At 66.1% G+C, this 14,417-nt stretch carries 13 protein-coding genes; 4 read left to right on the top strand and 9 right to left on the bottom strand.

Annotated features, from left to right (window positions below):
• Positions 1-272: 272 nt before the first annotated feature.
• The 5 genes from J2X09_RS22925 to J2X09_RS22905 form a co-directional block, all read right to left on the bottom strand.
• Positions 273-2,135, bottom strand: a complete 1,863-nt coding sequence (locus J2X09_RS22925) for a phosphoenolpyruvate carboxykinase (GTP) (RefSeq protein ID WP_204734496.1) — start codon at positions 2,133-2,135, stop codon at positions 273-275.
• Positions 2,136-2,505: 370 nt separating this feature from the next.
• Positions 2,506-2,649 carry a hypothetical protein gene (locus J2X09_RS22920; protein WP_204734495.1) on the bottom strand — a complete coding sequence of 48 codons (144 nt, stop codon included), beginning with the start codon at positions 2,647-2,649 and terminating at the stop codon, positions 2,506-2,508.
• A 79-nt stretch (positions 2,650-2,728) separates the two neighbouring features.
• A complete protein-coding gene (locus tag J2X09_RS22915; RefSeq protein WP_204734494.1) occupies positions 2,729-3,163 on the bottom strand; it encodes a PaaI family thioesterase in 435 nt (144 codons plus the stop codon).
• Complete coding sequence (locus J2X09_RS22910) at positions 3,147-4,628, bottom strand: mechanosensitive ion channel (protein ID WP_204734493.1); 1,482 nt, start codon at positions 4,626-4,628, stop codon at positions 3,147-3,149. Before J2X09_RS22910 ends, J2X09_RS22915 begins: the two co-directional genes overlap by 17 nt.
• 80 nt (positions 4,629-4,708) lie before the next feature.
• Positions 4,709-5,908 carry a threonine ammonia-lyase gene (locus J2X09_RS22905; RefSeq protein ID WP_204734492.1) on the bottom strand — a complete coding sequence of 400 codons (1,200 nt, stop codon included), beginning with the start codon at positions 5,906-5,908 and terminating at the stop codon, positions 4,709-4,711.
• 143 nt (positions 5,909-6,051) lie between these two features.
• On the opposite strand from J2X09_RS22905, the gene J2X09_RS22900 reads away from it, so the two are divergent.
• Positions 6,052-8,454 (top strand): ATP-binding protein, encoded by a 2,403-nt coding sequence (locus tag J2X09_RS22900; protein WP_204734491.1) that lies wholly within the window; start codon positions 6,052-6,054, stop codon positions 8,452-8,454.
• Positions 8,455-8,524: 70 nt separating this feature from the next.
• Here J2X09_RS22900 and J2X09_RS22895 read toward each other — a convergent pair whose 3' ends face one another.
• Positions 8,525-8,767 (bottom strand): hypothetical protein, encoded by a 243-nt coding sequence (locus J2X09_RS22895; RefSeq protein ID WP_204734490.1) that lies wholly within the window; start codon positions 8,765-8,767, stop codon positions 8,525-8,527.
• A 6-nt stretch (positions 8,768-8,773) separates the two neighbouring features.
• Between J2X09_RS22895 and J2X09_RS22890 the strand changes: the two genes are divergently transcribed.
• Positions 8,774-8,980 carry a hypothetical protein gene (locus J2X09_RS22890; RefSeq protein ID WP_204734489.1) on the top strand — a complete coding sequence of 69 codons (207 nt, stop codon included), beginning with the start codon at positions 8,774-8,776 and terminating at the stop codon, positions 8,978-8,980.
• 74 nt (positions 8,981-9,054) lie between these two features.
• On the opposite strand, the gene recQ is transcribed toward J2X09_RS22890, so the two are convergent.
• On the bottom strand, positions 9,055-11,016 hold the full coding sequence (gene recQ / locus J2X09_RS22885) for a DNA helicase RecQ (protein WP_204734559.1): 1,962 nt from the start codon (positions 11,014-11,016) through the stop codon (positions 9,055-9,057).
• Entirely contained in the window at positions 10,991-11,410 is a 420-nt protein-coding gene (locus J2X09_RS22880) for a rhodanese-like domain-containing protein (protein WP_204734488.1), read from the bottom strand. The genes recQ and J2X09_RS22880 overlap by 26 nt, the downstream gene beginning before the upstream one ends.
• Positions 11,411-11,503: 93 nt before the next feature.
• Here J2X09_RS22880 and J2X09_RS22875 point away from each other — a divergent pair, with 93 nt between their 5' ends.
• Both J2X09_RS22875 and J2X09_RS22870 read left to right on the top strand, forming a co-directional pair.
• Entirely contained in the window at positions 11,504-12,550 is a 1,047-nt protein-coding gene (locus tag J2X09_RS22875; protein ID WP_204734487.1) for a homocysteine S-methyltransferase family protein, read from the top strand.
• 215 nt (positions 12,551-12,765) lie between these two features.
• Positions 12,766-13,713, top strand: a complete 948-nt coding sequence (locus J2X09_RS22870) for a TerC family protein (RefSeq protein WP_204734486.1) — start codon at positions 12,766-12,768, stop codon at positions 13,711-13,713.
• Between the two features lie 3 nt (positions 13,714-13,716).
• Here the strand turns inward: J2X09_RS22870 and J2X09_RS22865 are convergent, their stop codons facing one another.
• The gene (locus J2X09_RS22865; protein WP_310309478.1) at positions 13,717-14,340 is read right to left on the bottom strand and encodes a cyclic nucleotide-binding domain-containing protein; all 624 of its coding nucleotides are present in this window, start codon (positions 14,338-14,340) and stop codon (positions 13,717-13,719) included.
• Positions 14,341-14,417 lie beyond the last annotated feature (77 nt).

Genomic DNA, 14,417 nt, shown 5'->3' with positions numbered 1-14,417 from the left:
CGGGCGGTCACGTTACCGAAACGGCGCTGAGAACATCGCTCAGCCCACCGGTCACGATGCGCCGAAATGACCGGTCACATTCGCCGAAATACGCACCTGATTCCATTGACTTGCCTTTTCTGAGAGGAAAAGGTGTCAACCCAGGTCAGGACGGGTCAACGTCCACAAAAAAGCCACCGGGTCCGGTGGCTTTTTTTTCGCCCTGCGGGGTGGGGCTGGGGCGGCCAGTGGTCTGCAGATCGTGCAAGCCACCGGTGTGTGTGCGGCCTGCGTCAGACAGCGGCCAGGCGCTTTTCGATCTGCGCCTTTGTCTCCTCGAGCTCACGGGGCAAGTGATAGGCCAGCTGTGTGAACAGCTCGGCGTGCAGATCCAGTTCCTTGACCCAGGCATCGCGGTCGATGTGGGTGACCGTGCGGTACTGGTCGGCGGAGAAGTCCAGACCGTCCCAGCGCAGGTCCTCGAAGCGCGGGCTCACGCCGAAGGCGTGTTCGGTGCCTTCGCCGGCCTGGCCTTCAAGGCGGTCGATCATCCACTTCAGCACGCGCATGTTCTCGCCGAAGCCCGGCCATACGAACTTGCCGGCTTCGTCCTTGCGGAACCAGTTCACGCAATAGATGGCGGGCAGCTGGGCGCCCTGGCTGGAGAGCTGCTTGCCAACGTTGAGCCAGTGCTGGAAATAGTCGCTCATGTTGTAGCCGGTGAACGGCAGCATGGCGAACGGATCGCGGCGAACCACACCTTGCGCGCCGAAGGCGGCGGCGGTGGTTTCCGAACCCATGGTGGCGGCCATGTAGACGCCTTCGGTCCAGTTGCGGGCCTCGGTCACCAGCGGCACGGTGGTGCTGCGGCGGCCACCGAAGATGAAGGCATCGATCGCCACACCCTTCGGGTCGTCCCACGCAGGGTCGAGTGCGGGGTTGTTGGTGGCGGCCACGGTGAAGCGGGCGTTCGGGTGCGCCGCCTTGGCGCCGGTTTCCCTGGCGATCTGCGGCGTCCAGTTCTTGCCTTGCCAGTCGATGGCATGTGCGGGGGCTTCGCCCATGCCTTCCCACCACACGTCGCCGTCATCGGTCAGCGCCACGTTGGTGAAGATGACGTTCTTGTCCAGGCTGGCCATGCAGTTCGGGTTGGTCAGCTGGTTGGTGCCGGGTGCCACGCCGAAGTAACCCGCCTCGGGGTTGATCGCGTACAGGCGGCCGTCCTTGCCGGGCTTGATCCAGGCGATATCGTCACCGATGGTGGTGACCTTCCAGCCTTCAAAGCCCTTGGGCGGGATCAGCATGGCGAAATTCGTCTTGCCGCAGGCGCTCGGGAAAGCGGCGGCCACGTGGTACTTCTTGCCTTGGGGGTTGGTCACGCCCAGGATCAGCATGTGCTCGGCGAGCCAGCCTTGCTGGCGGCCCATGGTCGACGCGATGCGCAGCGCGAAGCACTTCTTGCCCAGCAGCGCATTGCCACCGTAACCAGAGCCGTAGCTCCAGATCTCGCGCGTTTCGGGGTAGTGGACGATGTATTTGGTCGTCGGATTGCACGGCCAGCCGGTCTGGTCGGTCTCGCCGTTGGCCAGGGGAGCACCCACGGTGTGCACGCAGGGCACGAAGTCGCCATCGGTGCCGAGCACGTCGTACACGGCCTTGCCCATGCGCGTCATGAGCTTCATGTTCACCGCGACGTAGGCGCTGTCGGAGAGCTCGATGCCAATGTGGGCGATCGGACTGCCCAGCGGGCCCATGCTGAAGGGCACCACGTACATGGTGCGGCCACGCATGCAGCCGTCGAACAGCGGTTGGAGGGTGGCGCGCATCTCGGCGGGTGCCTTCCAGTTGTTCGTGGGGCCGGCGTCTTCCTGCTTTTCCGAGCAGATGAAGGTGCGGTCTTCCACACGGGCCACGTCGGACGGGTCGGACAGGGCCAGGAAGCTGTTCGGGCGCTTCACCGGGTCCAGGCGCTTCATCGTGCCGGCGTCCACCAGCTCCTGACACAGGCGCTCGTACTCTTCTTCGCTGCCGTCGCACCAATGGATGGCGTCAGGCTTGCACAACGCGGCCATGTCGGCCACCCAGGCGATCAGCCGGGCATGTTTCACATAAGAGGGGGTGTTGAGGGTCAGGCCCTGCATCACGGGTGAATTCATGGAGACGCTCCAGAAGTTTGTAAACCGGCATGCCTCAGAGACACCGACAGCCGCGGGCGCCATGCAGATGGATGACGGGGCGGCTGTGGAAGGAATCCCGGCGGCAGCAATAGGGCGGTCGGCGCGTGGGCTGCGGTGCGGGTGGCGGGGCAGCGGGAGAGACGAAGCGGGGGTGGGTGACCCGGGCTTGATCAGCGTGTCGGCCAATGGCTCGATTTTAAGAAAGCACCCGCCTGGTTACACCTGGGTTACATGCAAAACCCGCATAACGTGATGCATTTGACAGTTGGGCCCGCCACGGGTCGGTTCGGGCAAAAAGAAAGCCGAAGGCCCTTGACGGGCGTTCGGCTTGCCTGGGTGGCCGGGATGCTCAGGCCATGAACACGGCGATGAAGGCCAGCAGGAACATCAGCACGCCGCCGGCAACGGGGAGCACCACGGGCATGTAGGGAACGATGGCCTCCACCACGTCGTGGGTCTGTTCGCTGGAGGTGGTGTGATCGTGGCTGGACATGGGAGCTCCGTGGTGGATTCAAAACTCCGGGGATTCTAAGGTAAGCACGCAGATTCCGAAAACCGGGACTGCCCGGCGGCTACAGCAGCGCATAGGTGGTGCTGGCACGGCACACGCTCTTGCCATCGTTCATGCCGCGGATGTCGATCTCGCCGAACACCAGGCTCTTGCCGGCGCGCAACACCCGCGCGGTGATGCGTGCGTCCTGGCCGGAAAGGGGTTTGAGGAAGCTGGTGTTGAGCTGCACGGTGGTCATGGGGCGACGCGTGCCGAGCTGGGTGACGATGGCCAGCACCATGGCCGTGTCGGCCGCCGACATCATGGCCTGGCCGCACAGCATGCCACCCACTCGAGACAGCTGATCGTTCTGCGGCAGGCGCAGGGTCACCTCGCCGTCGGCGAACGACTCCACCTGCAAGCCCATGGCCTGGATCCAGGGCGCGAACCACTCGGCCAGCAGCTTCTGGAGCTGCTCAATGGTGACGGTGGCGGTGTTCTCAGCGTTCTGGGTCATGCGGTCGTTCCTCGCGGCGGAATCGGGACAGCCAGTGGTCCATCAGTTTGCCAGCGGCCTCGCGCCCGCCCAGGCCGAAGGACAGCGCGACCGCCACGGCCACTGCACCCAGTGTGAGTCCGAAGGCGAGATTGACGATGTCGTCGGCGATGCCCATGGCGCGCAGCCCCATGGCGATCACCAGGGCCAGGATGGCGTAGCGGCCGATGCGGGCCAGGCCTTTGGTGCCAGCACCACTGGCGCGGTCGATGGCGTCGTACGCAAGATTGGCCAGCCAGAAACCGATCACCAGGATGGCGGAACCCAGCAGGATGTCGCCACCGAAGCGGATGAAGCTGGCCACGATCTCGCTGACCTGCCCGAAGCCCAGTTGTGCCGCCGCTTCCACAGTGGCGAACAGCATGGCAAAGAACAGGGCGACACGGCCTACGGCCACCGAGGCGCTGGTGTGCTCGAACGCATGTGCCAGATTCACACGGGCGGGCAGGGTGTCGAAGCCCAGCGCTGCCAGCAGGCTCGCGAGCAGCTTGCTGGCGAACGAGGCCACCAGCCAGGTGACCACCAGGATCAGCGCGGCCGCGATCAGGTTGGGCACAGCCTGCAGCAGCGTATTGAGCATATCGGTGGCGGGCCGGGAAATCGCCTCGATCTTCAGCGCGTCCAGCGCGGCGATCAGCGAAGGCAGGAACACCGCCACGAAGACGAGCATGCCGGTCACGCGGGAGAGTTGAACGGTGTCGGCCAGCCCCGCGCGGTGTCCCAGGCGGTCCACGCCCGCCGTGCGGCTGAGATGGGTGGTGAGGTTGCGCAGCACCGTGGCAACGATCCAGCCCACGCCGCCGATCACCACCGCGGCCAGGGCGTTGGGCAGGATGTCCAGCGTCTTGGTGACCATCTCGCGCAGGGGGCCGAGCAATCCCTCCATCTGCAATGCGCCGAGGATGGCGGGAACGAACAGCAGGATCACCAGCCAGAACAGCGCGCCGGCCAGGCTGTCGCTGATGGGGGCCATGTCGGCATGTTCGGACAGCTTCTCGTCCAGTGTCGTGCGGTCCAGCAGCTTCTGCGAGAGCGCGCGCACCACGCCAGCCACCAGCCAGGCGACGAGCGCCAGCAGCAGCCCGCCCAGCAACCGGGGTGCGTATTCAAAGAGCTGCGTGGTGAAGACCGAGAAAGGACCCGAGACGATGGCCAGGTTCAAGGAATTGAACACCGCCACGAGGGTGAGCAGGATCACGATCCAGAACAGCGCGAGCGCGACCGCGCCTTCGAGGTCCACGCGCGTGTTCGTGAGCTTGCCGAAGCGGTGGTTGACGCCGATGAAGCCCAGGCTCTTGCGCGTGGCTGCCCGCACGAGCACCGCGATGAACCAGCCCAGGATGAAGATGGCCAGCGCGCCCAGCAGTTGCGGTATGTGCGTGCCCAGCGTGTTCTGCAGCGAGTTCCACAGCGTGTTGGTGTCCATGCGCTCCTCCTGTTGGTGTGGTCAGACCGGCGCATGATGCCGGAGCCTTTGCGGCAGCGTCAACCGCTGCATCGCCCAACTTACAGCAAGGTGGCTTCGAAGCCCGCATCGCGCAGGCGATCGATGACCTGCGCCACGTGCTCGCGGCCGCGCGTCTGCAGCACGAGTTCGATGGCCACGTTCTGCGCCGCGAGCAGCGTGAACGCGCGCTGGTGGTGCACTTCGTCGATGTTGGCGCCGGCCTCGGCCACGGTCGCTGTGATGCGTGCCAGGTTGCCGGGGACGTCGCGCGCGTTCACCTGGATGCGGGCCAGGCGGCCTGCACGCACCATGCCGCGCTCGATGATGGAGGCCAGCAGCATCGGGTCGATGTTGCCCCCACTCAGCACCAGGCCCACGCGTTTGCCGGCGAACCGCCCGGGATGCTTGAGCAGTGCCGCAAGGCCGGCCGCGCCCGCGCCCTCGACGAGGGTCTTCTCGATCTCCAGCAGCATCACGATGGCCTGCTCGATGTCGCCCTCGTCGACCAGCAGCAGGTCGTCCACCCGCTGGCGAATGATGGCCTCGGTGATCTCGCCCGGCGTGCCCACCGCAATGCCTTCGGCGATCGTGCTCGCGCCCTGCGGCAGCTGCGTGCCCCGGATGGCGTTCACCATGGCCGGGAAACGCTCGGCCTGAACACCGACGATCTCGATACCGGGTCGGATGGCCTTGGCCGCCGAGGCAATGCCGCCAATCAGGCCCCCGCCACCGATGGCGATCACCAGGGTGTCCAGATCGGGCTGCTCGCGCAGCATTTCCAGCGCCACCGTGCCCTGGCCCGCCACGATCGCCTCGTCGTCGTAGGGGTGCACGAACACCAGGCTTTGCTTCTGGGCCAGCTCGTGGGCGTGCGCCCGGGCGGCTTCCAGCGTGTCGCCATGCAGCACCACCTCGGCACCGAAGCCGCGTGTGCGCTCCACCTTCACGCCCGGCGTGAAGCGCGGCATGACGATCACCGCACGCAGGCCCAGGCGTTGTGCGTGGTAGGCCACACCCTGTGCGTGGTTGCCCGCGCTCATGGCAATCACGCCCCGCGCCCGTTCGTCGGCGCTGAGCTGCGCCAGCTTGTTGCACGCGCCACGCTCCTTGAAAGATGCCGTGTACTGCAGGTTCTCGAACTTCAGGAACACCTGACAGCCGGTGAGCTGCGAGATGGTCCGTGACTCGACGAAGGGCGTGTCCAGCACCTGCCCGGCCAGGCGACCAGCGGCGGTTTCAATGTCATGTAGTTGCAGCATGGCGCGATTGTGAACCTGCCGTGCCAGGCCCCCGGCATGGCAAAGCCCGACAAATTGCTCAAACACCCCTTGTCACTCTCTTCCATGATTGATCAAGCTGGGTTATGGTCCGCTCAAATGTCGGCTCCCCCGGAGGTGTCTGGATGACCAAACGCTCGCTGCAGTCCGCTGCATCGGCGGCCCGCACCCTATTGGATGCGCGCGAAGGCCGCGTCGCCCCCTCGGGCGAGGGGCGCGTCTTCGTGCCGCACGGCCTGCGCCAGGCGCCCGTGCTGGATCTCATGTGCTCGCATTTCGTGCTCACCCTGGCCGCGCGCCAGGGTCCGCGCTTCAATGTGCGGCGCGATCTGAACACCCTGCTTTCGCTGGCCGGCCGCCACCTCGTGTGGCCGCACACCGTGTTGCTGCGCCTGCGCGAGTTCCTCGAACGCCGCTGCAAGGACAACGAGCTGTGGAGTGGCCACGCCGGCCTGACCACGAACGCGTTCATGGAGCGCTATGGCGTGTGGCGCGGACCCTACGAAGAAGGCACACTTTTCTTCTACCTCGATGAATACGCCAAGGAGTCACCCAAGGACCTGCTATCGGTGCTCGCCGTCACCGGCGACTGGCTGAGCCATTCCCTGAAGAAACAGTCCACCCTGGTGGAGAAGAACATCGACGCGCTGGCCAGCCTGCTGCAGCTCAACCGCGCCGAACGGGCGCTGCTCCTTTACGGCACGCTCGCGCGCTACCAGCGCGACCTGCGTTCCATCCTGGTCGAGTTCAAGGTCAACAACGCGCCCGAAGCGTACGCCGCCATCGCCGACGTGGCGGGCGTGAAGGCCAGCGAAGTGGGCGAGGCACTGCGTGCCGGTTCGCGGCTGGAGCGCATCGGCATGGTCGAGAACCTGATCTCCGAGCACAACATCACCGACCTGGCCGACCTCATGAAGGTCAGCGAAAAGCTGCCACCTGTGCTGATGCGCGAGTACCGCACGCAGAGCGAGCTGATGGCGGTGTTCACACGGCCGGCTGCACGTTCGACGCTGACCGCGAAGGATTTCGACTACGTTGGCGAGGACGTGCGCCTGCTCTGCGGTCTGCTGCGCGAAGCGGTGGCCCGCAAGGAGCCCGGGGTGAACGTGCTGATGTACGGTCCACCCGGCACCGGCAAGACCGAGCTCGCGCGTGTGGTGGCGCAGGCCGCTGGCCTGGAACTGTTCGAAGTGGAATACGCCGACCGCGACGGCAACGCACTCTCGGGCCGCGACCGCTACCGTTCGCTGCAGATCGCCCAGGTCTTCCTCAAGGGCACGGCCCATTCCGCCCTGCTGTTCGACGAGGTGGAAGACGTGTTCCCGCCCATTTCCAGCGAAGCCGCGCAGCTGATGGCGCGTGCCGAGCACGTCGCGGCGCCACACACTGGCAGCGTGAGCGGCAAGGCGTGGGTCAACCAGATCCTGGAAACCAACGCCGTGCCCACGTTGTGGGTGACCAACCGCATCGAACAGATCGACCCGGCCTTCCGCCGCCGTTTCGCGTACCACCTCGAACTCAAGAGCCCGCCGCCCGGCGCGCGCGAACAACTGGTGCGCAAGACCCTGGAAGGGGCCCCGGTGTCGGACGGCCTGGTGGCGCGGCTGACCGAACGCAAAGGCCTCACGCCGGCCCAGATCCGCACCGCGCTGCGCTTCGCCCAGCTGGCCGCCCACCCAGCGCCCCGTCGTGGAACCCGGGGGCGCCCGAACGACAAGGCGCCCGTGCTGGACGAGTTGATCGAGCGGCAATTGAAGAACGCCGACCTTGCGCTGGGCCGCAAACCGGATCCGGCACAACGGCCGAGCGTCACGCAGTACAGCCTGGACATGCTCAACGTCGAGTCGCGTTACGAACTGCCGCGCGTGATTGCCGCGCTCAAGGCGCGCGGACATGGCTGCCTGTGCTTCCACGGTGCGCCCGGCACCGGCAAGACCGCGCTGGCCGAACACATGGCGCAACAGCTGGACCGTCCGCTGATGATCCGCCGTGCCAGCGATCTGGTGAGCAAGTTCGTGGGCGAGACCGAGCAGCAGATGGCCGCCATGTTCCGCGAGGCCGAGGCCGAGAAGGCGGTGCTGCTGCTGGACGAGGCGGACAGCTTCCTGCAGGACCGCCGTGGTGCGCAGCGCACCTACGAAGTGACCGAGGTCAACGAGATGCTGCAGGGCATGGAGCGCTTTGCGGGCATCTTCATCTGCACCACCAACCTGATGGACAGCATCGATCAGGCGGCACTGCGGCGTTTCACGTTCAAGATCCGCTTCAAGCCACTCACTGCCCTGCAGCGTGAAAGCATGTTCGTGACGGAGGCGCTGGCGGGCGATGCCTCGCGACTGGATGCGGCGCTGGCCTCGCGGCTGGCCAGGCTCGACCAGCTCTGCCCGGGGGACTTTGCGGCGGTGAAGCGGCAGGTGGACATCCTGGCCGAAGCGCTGGCGCCCGAGGAGTTCATGGCCCAACTCGAAGCGGAGCACCGCATCAAGCCCGAGGTGCGCGAGGCGCGAGGCATGGGCTTCGTCCACTGAACGTCGGATGCACAAAAGAGAAAAGCCACCCTGAGGTGGCTTTTCTCTTTTGTGCGGAGGCGGCGGGAAGTCAGTGCAGCAGCGCCATCGGGCCCGTGGGCAGCTCGTCGGCCGAGTATTCGGGGTGCCTGGAGACGAAGAAACGCAGTTTCTGGTCGAGACGGGCCACACGGCTGTTGGCCACGCTTTCGCAATGGTGCTTGGAGATCAGGCTGAACAGCTTGCTGCGCAGGAACCACAGGTCCTTGGGCGTCTGGCAGGACATCAGCGCTGCGTGCACGCGCTGGCGCACGGGGTCCTTGATGTCGGCCATGGCTTCGTGGAACTCGTCGACGAGAAAATCCAGCTCAAGCACCTGGGTGTCGTGGTACTGGGGCTGAACCGACCGGGATTTGCCAAACCATGGCAACCTGAAAAACATGACGCGCTCCGTTTCGTGGTCTCTGGGCCTGAAGACAGGGAAGTCTTCGGCTACATCAGTGACATCGACACGCGGCTCGAGACCTTGAGCGACAGAGGGTTGTGACAAGGGGCTCGCCGACAGGCGGTAGAGGCCTTCAAACCTAGGTTAGCAAAGGGGCGAGCCCCTCTGCGCCGGGTTCACACGAAAGCACTCACCACCCGGACCACCTCCGCCCCATAGGCTTCGCGTTTTTTCTGGCCGATGCCTGCGATGCCGTCCAGATCGGCCAGGCGTTCGGGCTTGCGGCTGGCGATGGCGCGCAAGGTGGCGTCGTGGAAGATGACGAAGGCCGGCAGGTTGTGTTCGCGCGCGACACCGGCGCGCCAGGCCTTGAGCGCCTCCAGGCACTCGCGCTCGGACAGGCTCAGCGGCACACCGTCGTCCTTGGCCGTGGCGCGCGCTGCGCGCTGCCGCCCACTGCGTGCCGAGCCGCCGGCCTTATCGGCCAGTGCCCTGAGCTGCACGAGGCTCTGTCCCTTGAGAATGTCGCGCGCCGCGCCGGCCAGGTGCAGGGTGTTGTAGGGCGCGTCGTGCACCTCCACCGCCTCGCGTGCGATCAGCTGGCGCAATAGCGCGCGCCACTGCGTCTCCGACAGGTCGGCGCCGATGCCGAAGGTCGAGAGCTTCTCGTGGCCGTACTGTTTCACCTTGTCCGTCGCCTTGCCGCGCAGGATGTCCATGATGTGCCCGGCGCCGAAAGCCGTACCGCTGGCCTGCTGCACGCGGTAGATGCACGAGAGCAGCTTGCGCGCCGCCTCGGTGGCGTCGTGCATCTCCGGGGGCGTGAGGCAGTTGTCGCAGTTGCCGCAAGGTTGGCTGTTTTCGCCGAAATACTTCAGAAGCCGCACGCGGCGGCAATCGCTCGCCTCGGCCAGCGTGAGCAGGGCATCGAGCTTGCCGCGCAGCACCTGCTTGAACTCGTCCGCTGCCGGGCTTTCGTCAATCATGCGGCGCTGGTTCACTACGTCCTGCAGGCCATAGGCCATCCACGCCGTGGCCGGCTCGCCGTCGCGCCCCGCGCGGCCAGTTTCCTGGTAGTAGCCCTCGATGTTCTTGGGCATGTCGAGGTGGGCGACGAAGCGCACGTCGGGCTTGTCGATGCCCATGCCGAACGCGATCGTGGCCACCATGATCAGGCCTTCTTCGCGCAGAAAGCGGTCCTGGTGGTGCTGACGCACGGCGGCGTCCAGGCCAGCGTGGTACGGCAGTGCGTTGAAGCCCGCTTCGCACAGCAGGGTGGCGACTTCCTCCACCCGTCGGCGCGACTGGCAGTACACGATGCCCGCGTCATGGCCATCGGCGCCCATGTGTTCGTCGCGGATGAAACGCTGCAGCTGTGTGGAGGCGTCCTTTTTCTCCACCAGCTGGTAGCGGATGTTGGGCCGGTCGAAGCTGCTGATGAAGGTGCGCGCGTCCTGCAGCCGCAGGCGTTCGACGATGTCGGCGCGCGTGAGGTCGTCGGCGGTGGCCGTCAGCGCCACGCGCGGCACACCGGCGTAGCGCTCGTGCAGCACCGCCAGGGCGCGGTACTCCGGCCGGAAGTCGTGGCCCCACTGGCTCACGCAATGGGCCTCGTCGATGGCGAACAGCGACAGCCTGCCGCGCTCCTGCAGGGAGTCGAGCAACGCCAGGAAGCGCGGCGTCGTGAGGCGCTCGGGCGCTGCGTATAGCAGGGTGAGCTCGCCGCGCAGCATCTGCTTCTCCACCTGCTGCGCGTCCTCCAGAGAGAGGCTGGAGTTGAGGAAGGCGGCCGCCACACCCGCTTCGAGGAGTGCGCCCACCTGGTCGTGCATGAGTGCGATCAGCGGAGAGACCACCACCGTGAGGCCCCGGCCCGCACGCTCTCGCACGATGGCCGGCACCTGGTAGCAGAGCGACTTGCCGCCGCCCGTGGGCATGAGCACCAGCGCATCACCGCCACCGCCCACGTGCGAGACGATGTCGGCCTGCGGGCCCCGGAAGTCGTCGTAGCCGAACACCTCGTGCAGCACGCCGAGGCTGGTCTCCAGGATCTCGCTGCCCGGAGCGATGTCGATGATCTCGGTCAAGGGAACACCCCGGGCGCCCCGTGCATTACATCTGTTCCCACGGCAGCCCATCGTGGCGCCAGCCATTGATGCTGGAGCGCTTGAAGTCTTCGTTGAGTTCGCCCTCGAAGCCGTGCACCACATGCGACACGTCGCTGAATCCCGCAGACTCCAGCGCCTTCCCCGCATCCAGCGTGCGCTTGCCACTGCGGCAGATCAGCAGGATGGGGCGGTCCTTGTCGCCCGCTTCCTGCTCCACTGCCGCCGCGAAACGCAATGGGTCGGGCGTGAGATCGGGGTACTCGTACCAGGGAATGTTCTCCACACCGGGCGGGCGGCCCACGTAGAGCGACTCGATCTCCATGCGCACGTCGACAAACAGCGGGGGCTCTTCGCCGCGGGCCACGCGCTGCTCGCGTTCGGCCTGCAGCCAGGCCCAGGCCTGCTGGGGCGTGAGGTTCTTCATGCCCGGTATTGTCGGGGAATATTGTCGGGGTCATCGCAGGGCCGCCCGGCCGCTGCCCGGCTGCCACCGGGACGGCTTCATACAATCCAGGGCATGAACACCCCTGCCTACACCCGCGCCCAGGCGCTGCCCGAGATCCTGAAGCACCGCATCGCCATCCTCGATGGCGCGATGGGCACCATGATCCAGCGCTTCAAGCTGGGCGAGGCCGAGTACCGTGGCGAGCGCTTCAAGGACTTCCACAAGGACGTGAAGGGCAACAACGAGTTGCTCAGCCTGACGCGGCCGGACGTCATCCGCGATATCCATGAGGGCTACCTTGCCGCTGGTGCCGACCTGATCGAGACCAACACCTTCGGCGCCACCACCATCGCGCAGGACGACTACGAGATGGGCCACCTGGCGCGCGAGATGAACCTCGCCTCGGCCCGCCTCGCCCGCGAGGCCTGCGACAAGTTCAGCACCCCCGACAAGCCGCGCTACGTGGCCGGCGCGCTCGGCCCGACGCCCAAGACGGCCAGCATCAGCCCCGACGTGAACGACGCCGGTGCGCGCAACGTCACGTTCGAGGAGCTTCGCGCGGGCTACCTGGAGCAGATCGAGGCGCTGGTCGAAGGTGGTGCGGACGTGCTGCTGGTCGAAACCATCTTCGACACGCTCAATGCCAAGGCCGCGCTGTTCGCGGTGGACGAATTCTTCGAGAAGTCGGGCCAGCGCCTGCCGCTGATCATCAGCGGCACCGTGACCGACGCTTCCGGCCGCATTCTCAGCGGCCAGACCGTGACCGCTTTCTGGGCCAGTGTGCGACACCTGCAACCGCTGGCGGTGGGCCTGAACTGCGCGCTGGGTGCGGCGCTGATGCGGCCCTACATCCAGGAACTCGCCAAGGCCGCGGGCGACACCTTCATCAGCTGCTACCCCAACGCCGGCCTGCCCAACCCGATGAGCGACACCGGCTTCGACGAAACGCCGGAAGACACCAGCCGCCTGCTGCGCGAGTTCGCGGCCGAAGGCCTGGTCAACATCGTGGGCGGCTGCTGCGGTACGACGCCGCAGCACATCGAAGCCATCCGCCTGAGCGTGGAGCCGCTGGCCCCGCGTGGCGTGCGGCGCGACTTCTTCTACAAGGAAGCGGCCTGAAGTCCCACGGCGGCATGGGGTTTCTGGGCCTCGCGCACAATCGCCGTTCCCTTCAAGGGGAGTAGTCAGCCTGCCACCCGGCGTCCAGCCGGGCCTCGGTGGGCGGGATTTTCGTCATTACGCGGCCTGCGGGCCGCCGGAAATCCAGAGCCGCGCCGCGCGCGGTGGTGACAAGACCTTGGGGTGTTCGTTCAACACCAACCTGAGGTTTTTCAATGGAAAGCATTGCCCCGCTGTGGCTGTGGGTCGTCTTCGTCGTGTTCGTCGTGGCGGCTCTGTTCGTGGATTTCGTGGTTCTCAAGAAGCAGGGTTCGCACGCCGTCGGCGTGAGGGAAGCGCTGAACTGGTCAGTCGTCTGGGTGGCGCTGAGCCTGCTGTTCAACGGCCTGTTCTGGTGGGCCGTGAAGGACAGCACCGGCTCCAGCGAGATCGCCACCGAGAAGTCGCTCGAATTCCTCACCGGCTACCTGATCGAGAAGAGCCTGGCGGTCGACAACATCTTCGTCTTCCTGCTGATCTTCAGCTACTTCGCCGTGCCCCCGGCGTTCCAGAAGCGCGTGCTCATGATCGGCATCCTGGGGGCGATCGTGCTGCGCACGGTGATGATCCTGGTGGGCGGCTGGCTGCTGGCGCAGTTCCACTGGATTCTTTACGTGTTCGGTGCCTTCCTGGTGCTCACGGGTGTGAAGATGTGGTGGGCCGCCGGCCAGGAGCCCAGCCTGGACGAGAACCCCGCGCTGCGCCTGCTGCGCCGCATCCTGCCCGTCAGCAAGGGTTTCGACGGTGAGAAGTTCTTCACCGTGGAGAACGGCAAGCGCATCGCCACCCCGCTGTTCATGGTGATCTGCCTGGTCGGCTTCACGGACGTGATCTTCGCGGTCGACTCCATCCCGGCCATCTTCGCGATCACACGCGATCCGTTCATCGTGCTGACCAGCAACGTGTTCGCCATCCTGGGCCTGCGCGCCATGTTCTTCCTGCTGCAGGCCGCCGCGAGCCGCTTTCACCTGCTCAACTACGGTCTGGCGGTGATCCTGGTCTTCATTGGCACCAAGATGCTGCTGATCGACATCTACAAGATCCCGGTCGCCGTGTCCCTGGGCGTGGTAATGGGCATCCTGGCCATCACCATGCTCTGGAGCGCCCGGACCGCCCGCGCCTGATGGCTACTCCGGATCGGGCACCAGCCGGTCGATTTCCTGCTGCATGGAAAACACCAGCTGGCTGTAGAGCTGCAGCTTGCCGTCGGCCTCGCGCAGGCGGCGACTCAGGCGCAGTGCCACGCCACTGAGCAGCTTGGCCGCGGTGGCCGGCTCCTCGGTCACCAGGGCTTCAAGCGACTCGCGGGTGAGCACTGCGCAGCGCACCGCGGTGCTGGCCGTGCAGGTGGCCGAGCGGGCCGCGCCGTCCATCAGCGACATCTCGCCCATGAGGTGGCCCGGGCCGAGCACGTTGACGGTCTGGGCATCGACACGGCTCACGTTGAGCGTCTCGACCGTCACCTCACCTTCCACCACCAGCGCCATGAAACCGTCATCGCCGCTGCCGCCGCTGTCGCCCTGCCGGATGATGGCTTCGCCCTCGGCGCATCGCCGCAGCTGCATGTAGCCCACCACGGTGAGGGCTTCCTGCTCGCTGAGATTGAGCAAGGCGGTGGACGAGCGCAGCAGCTCGGCGGCGCGCTGAGCCGTGCCCGAGGCGAGCACGCGGGCGCGGCGGTCGTTGGCGGGGCGCGCGCCAAAAAGGGTGTTGAACAAGGCCATGGTGGATACCGGGGGGCGGATGGGCAAACCCGGCGATTGTCGCGCCGATTCACGCGCTTGGGGCCGGAATGCACCGCTTTGGCACATCGATTGCTTGAAGCAAG

It is taken from the genome of Hydrogenophaga laconesensis, from assembly GCF_031457235.1.
Lineage (GTDB): Bacteria > Pseudomonadota > Gammaproteobacteria > Burkholderiales > Burkholderiaceae_C > Hydrogenophaga > Hydrogenophaga laconesensis.
The sequence above is the reverse complement of the archived record's forward strand: the minus strand, read 5'-3'. Positions and strand labels throughout refer to the sequence as shown.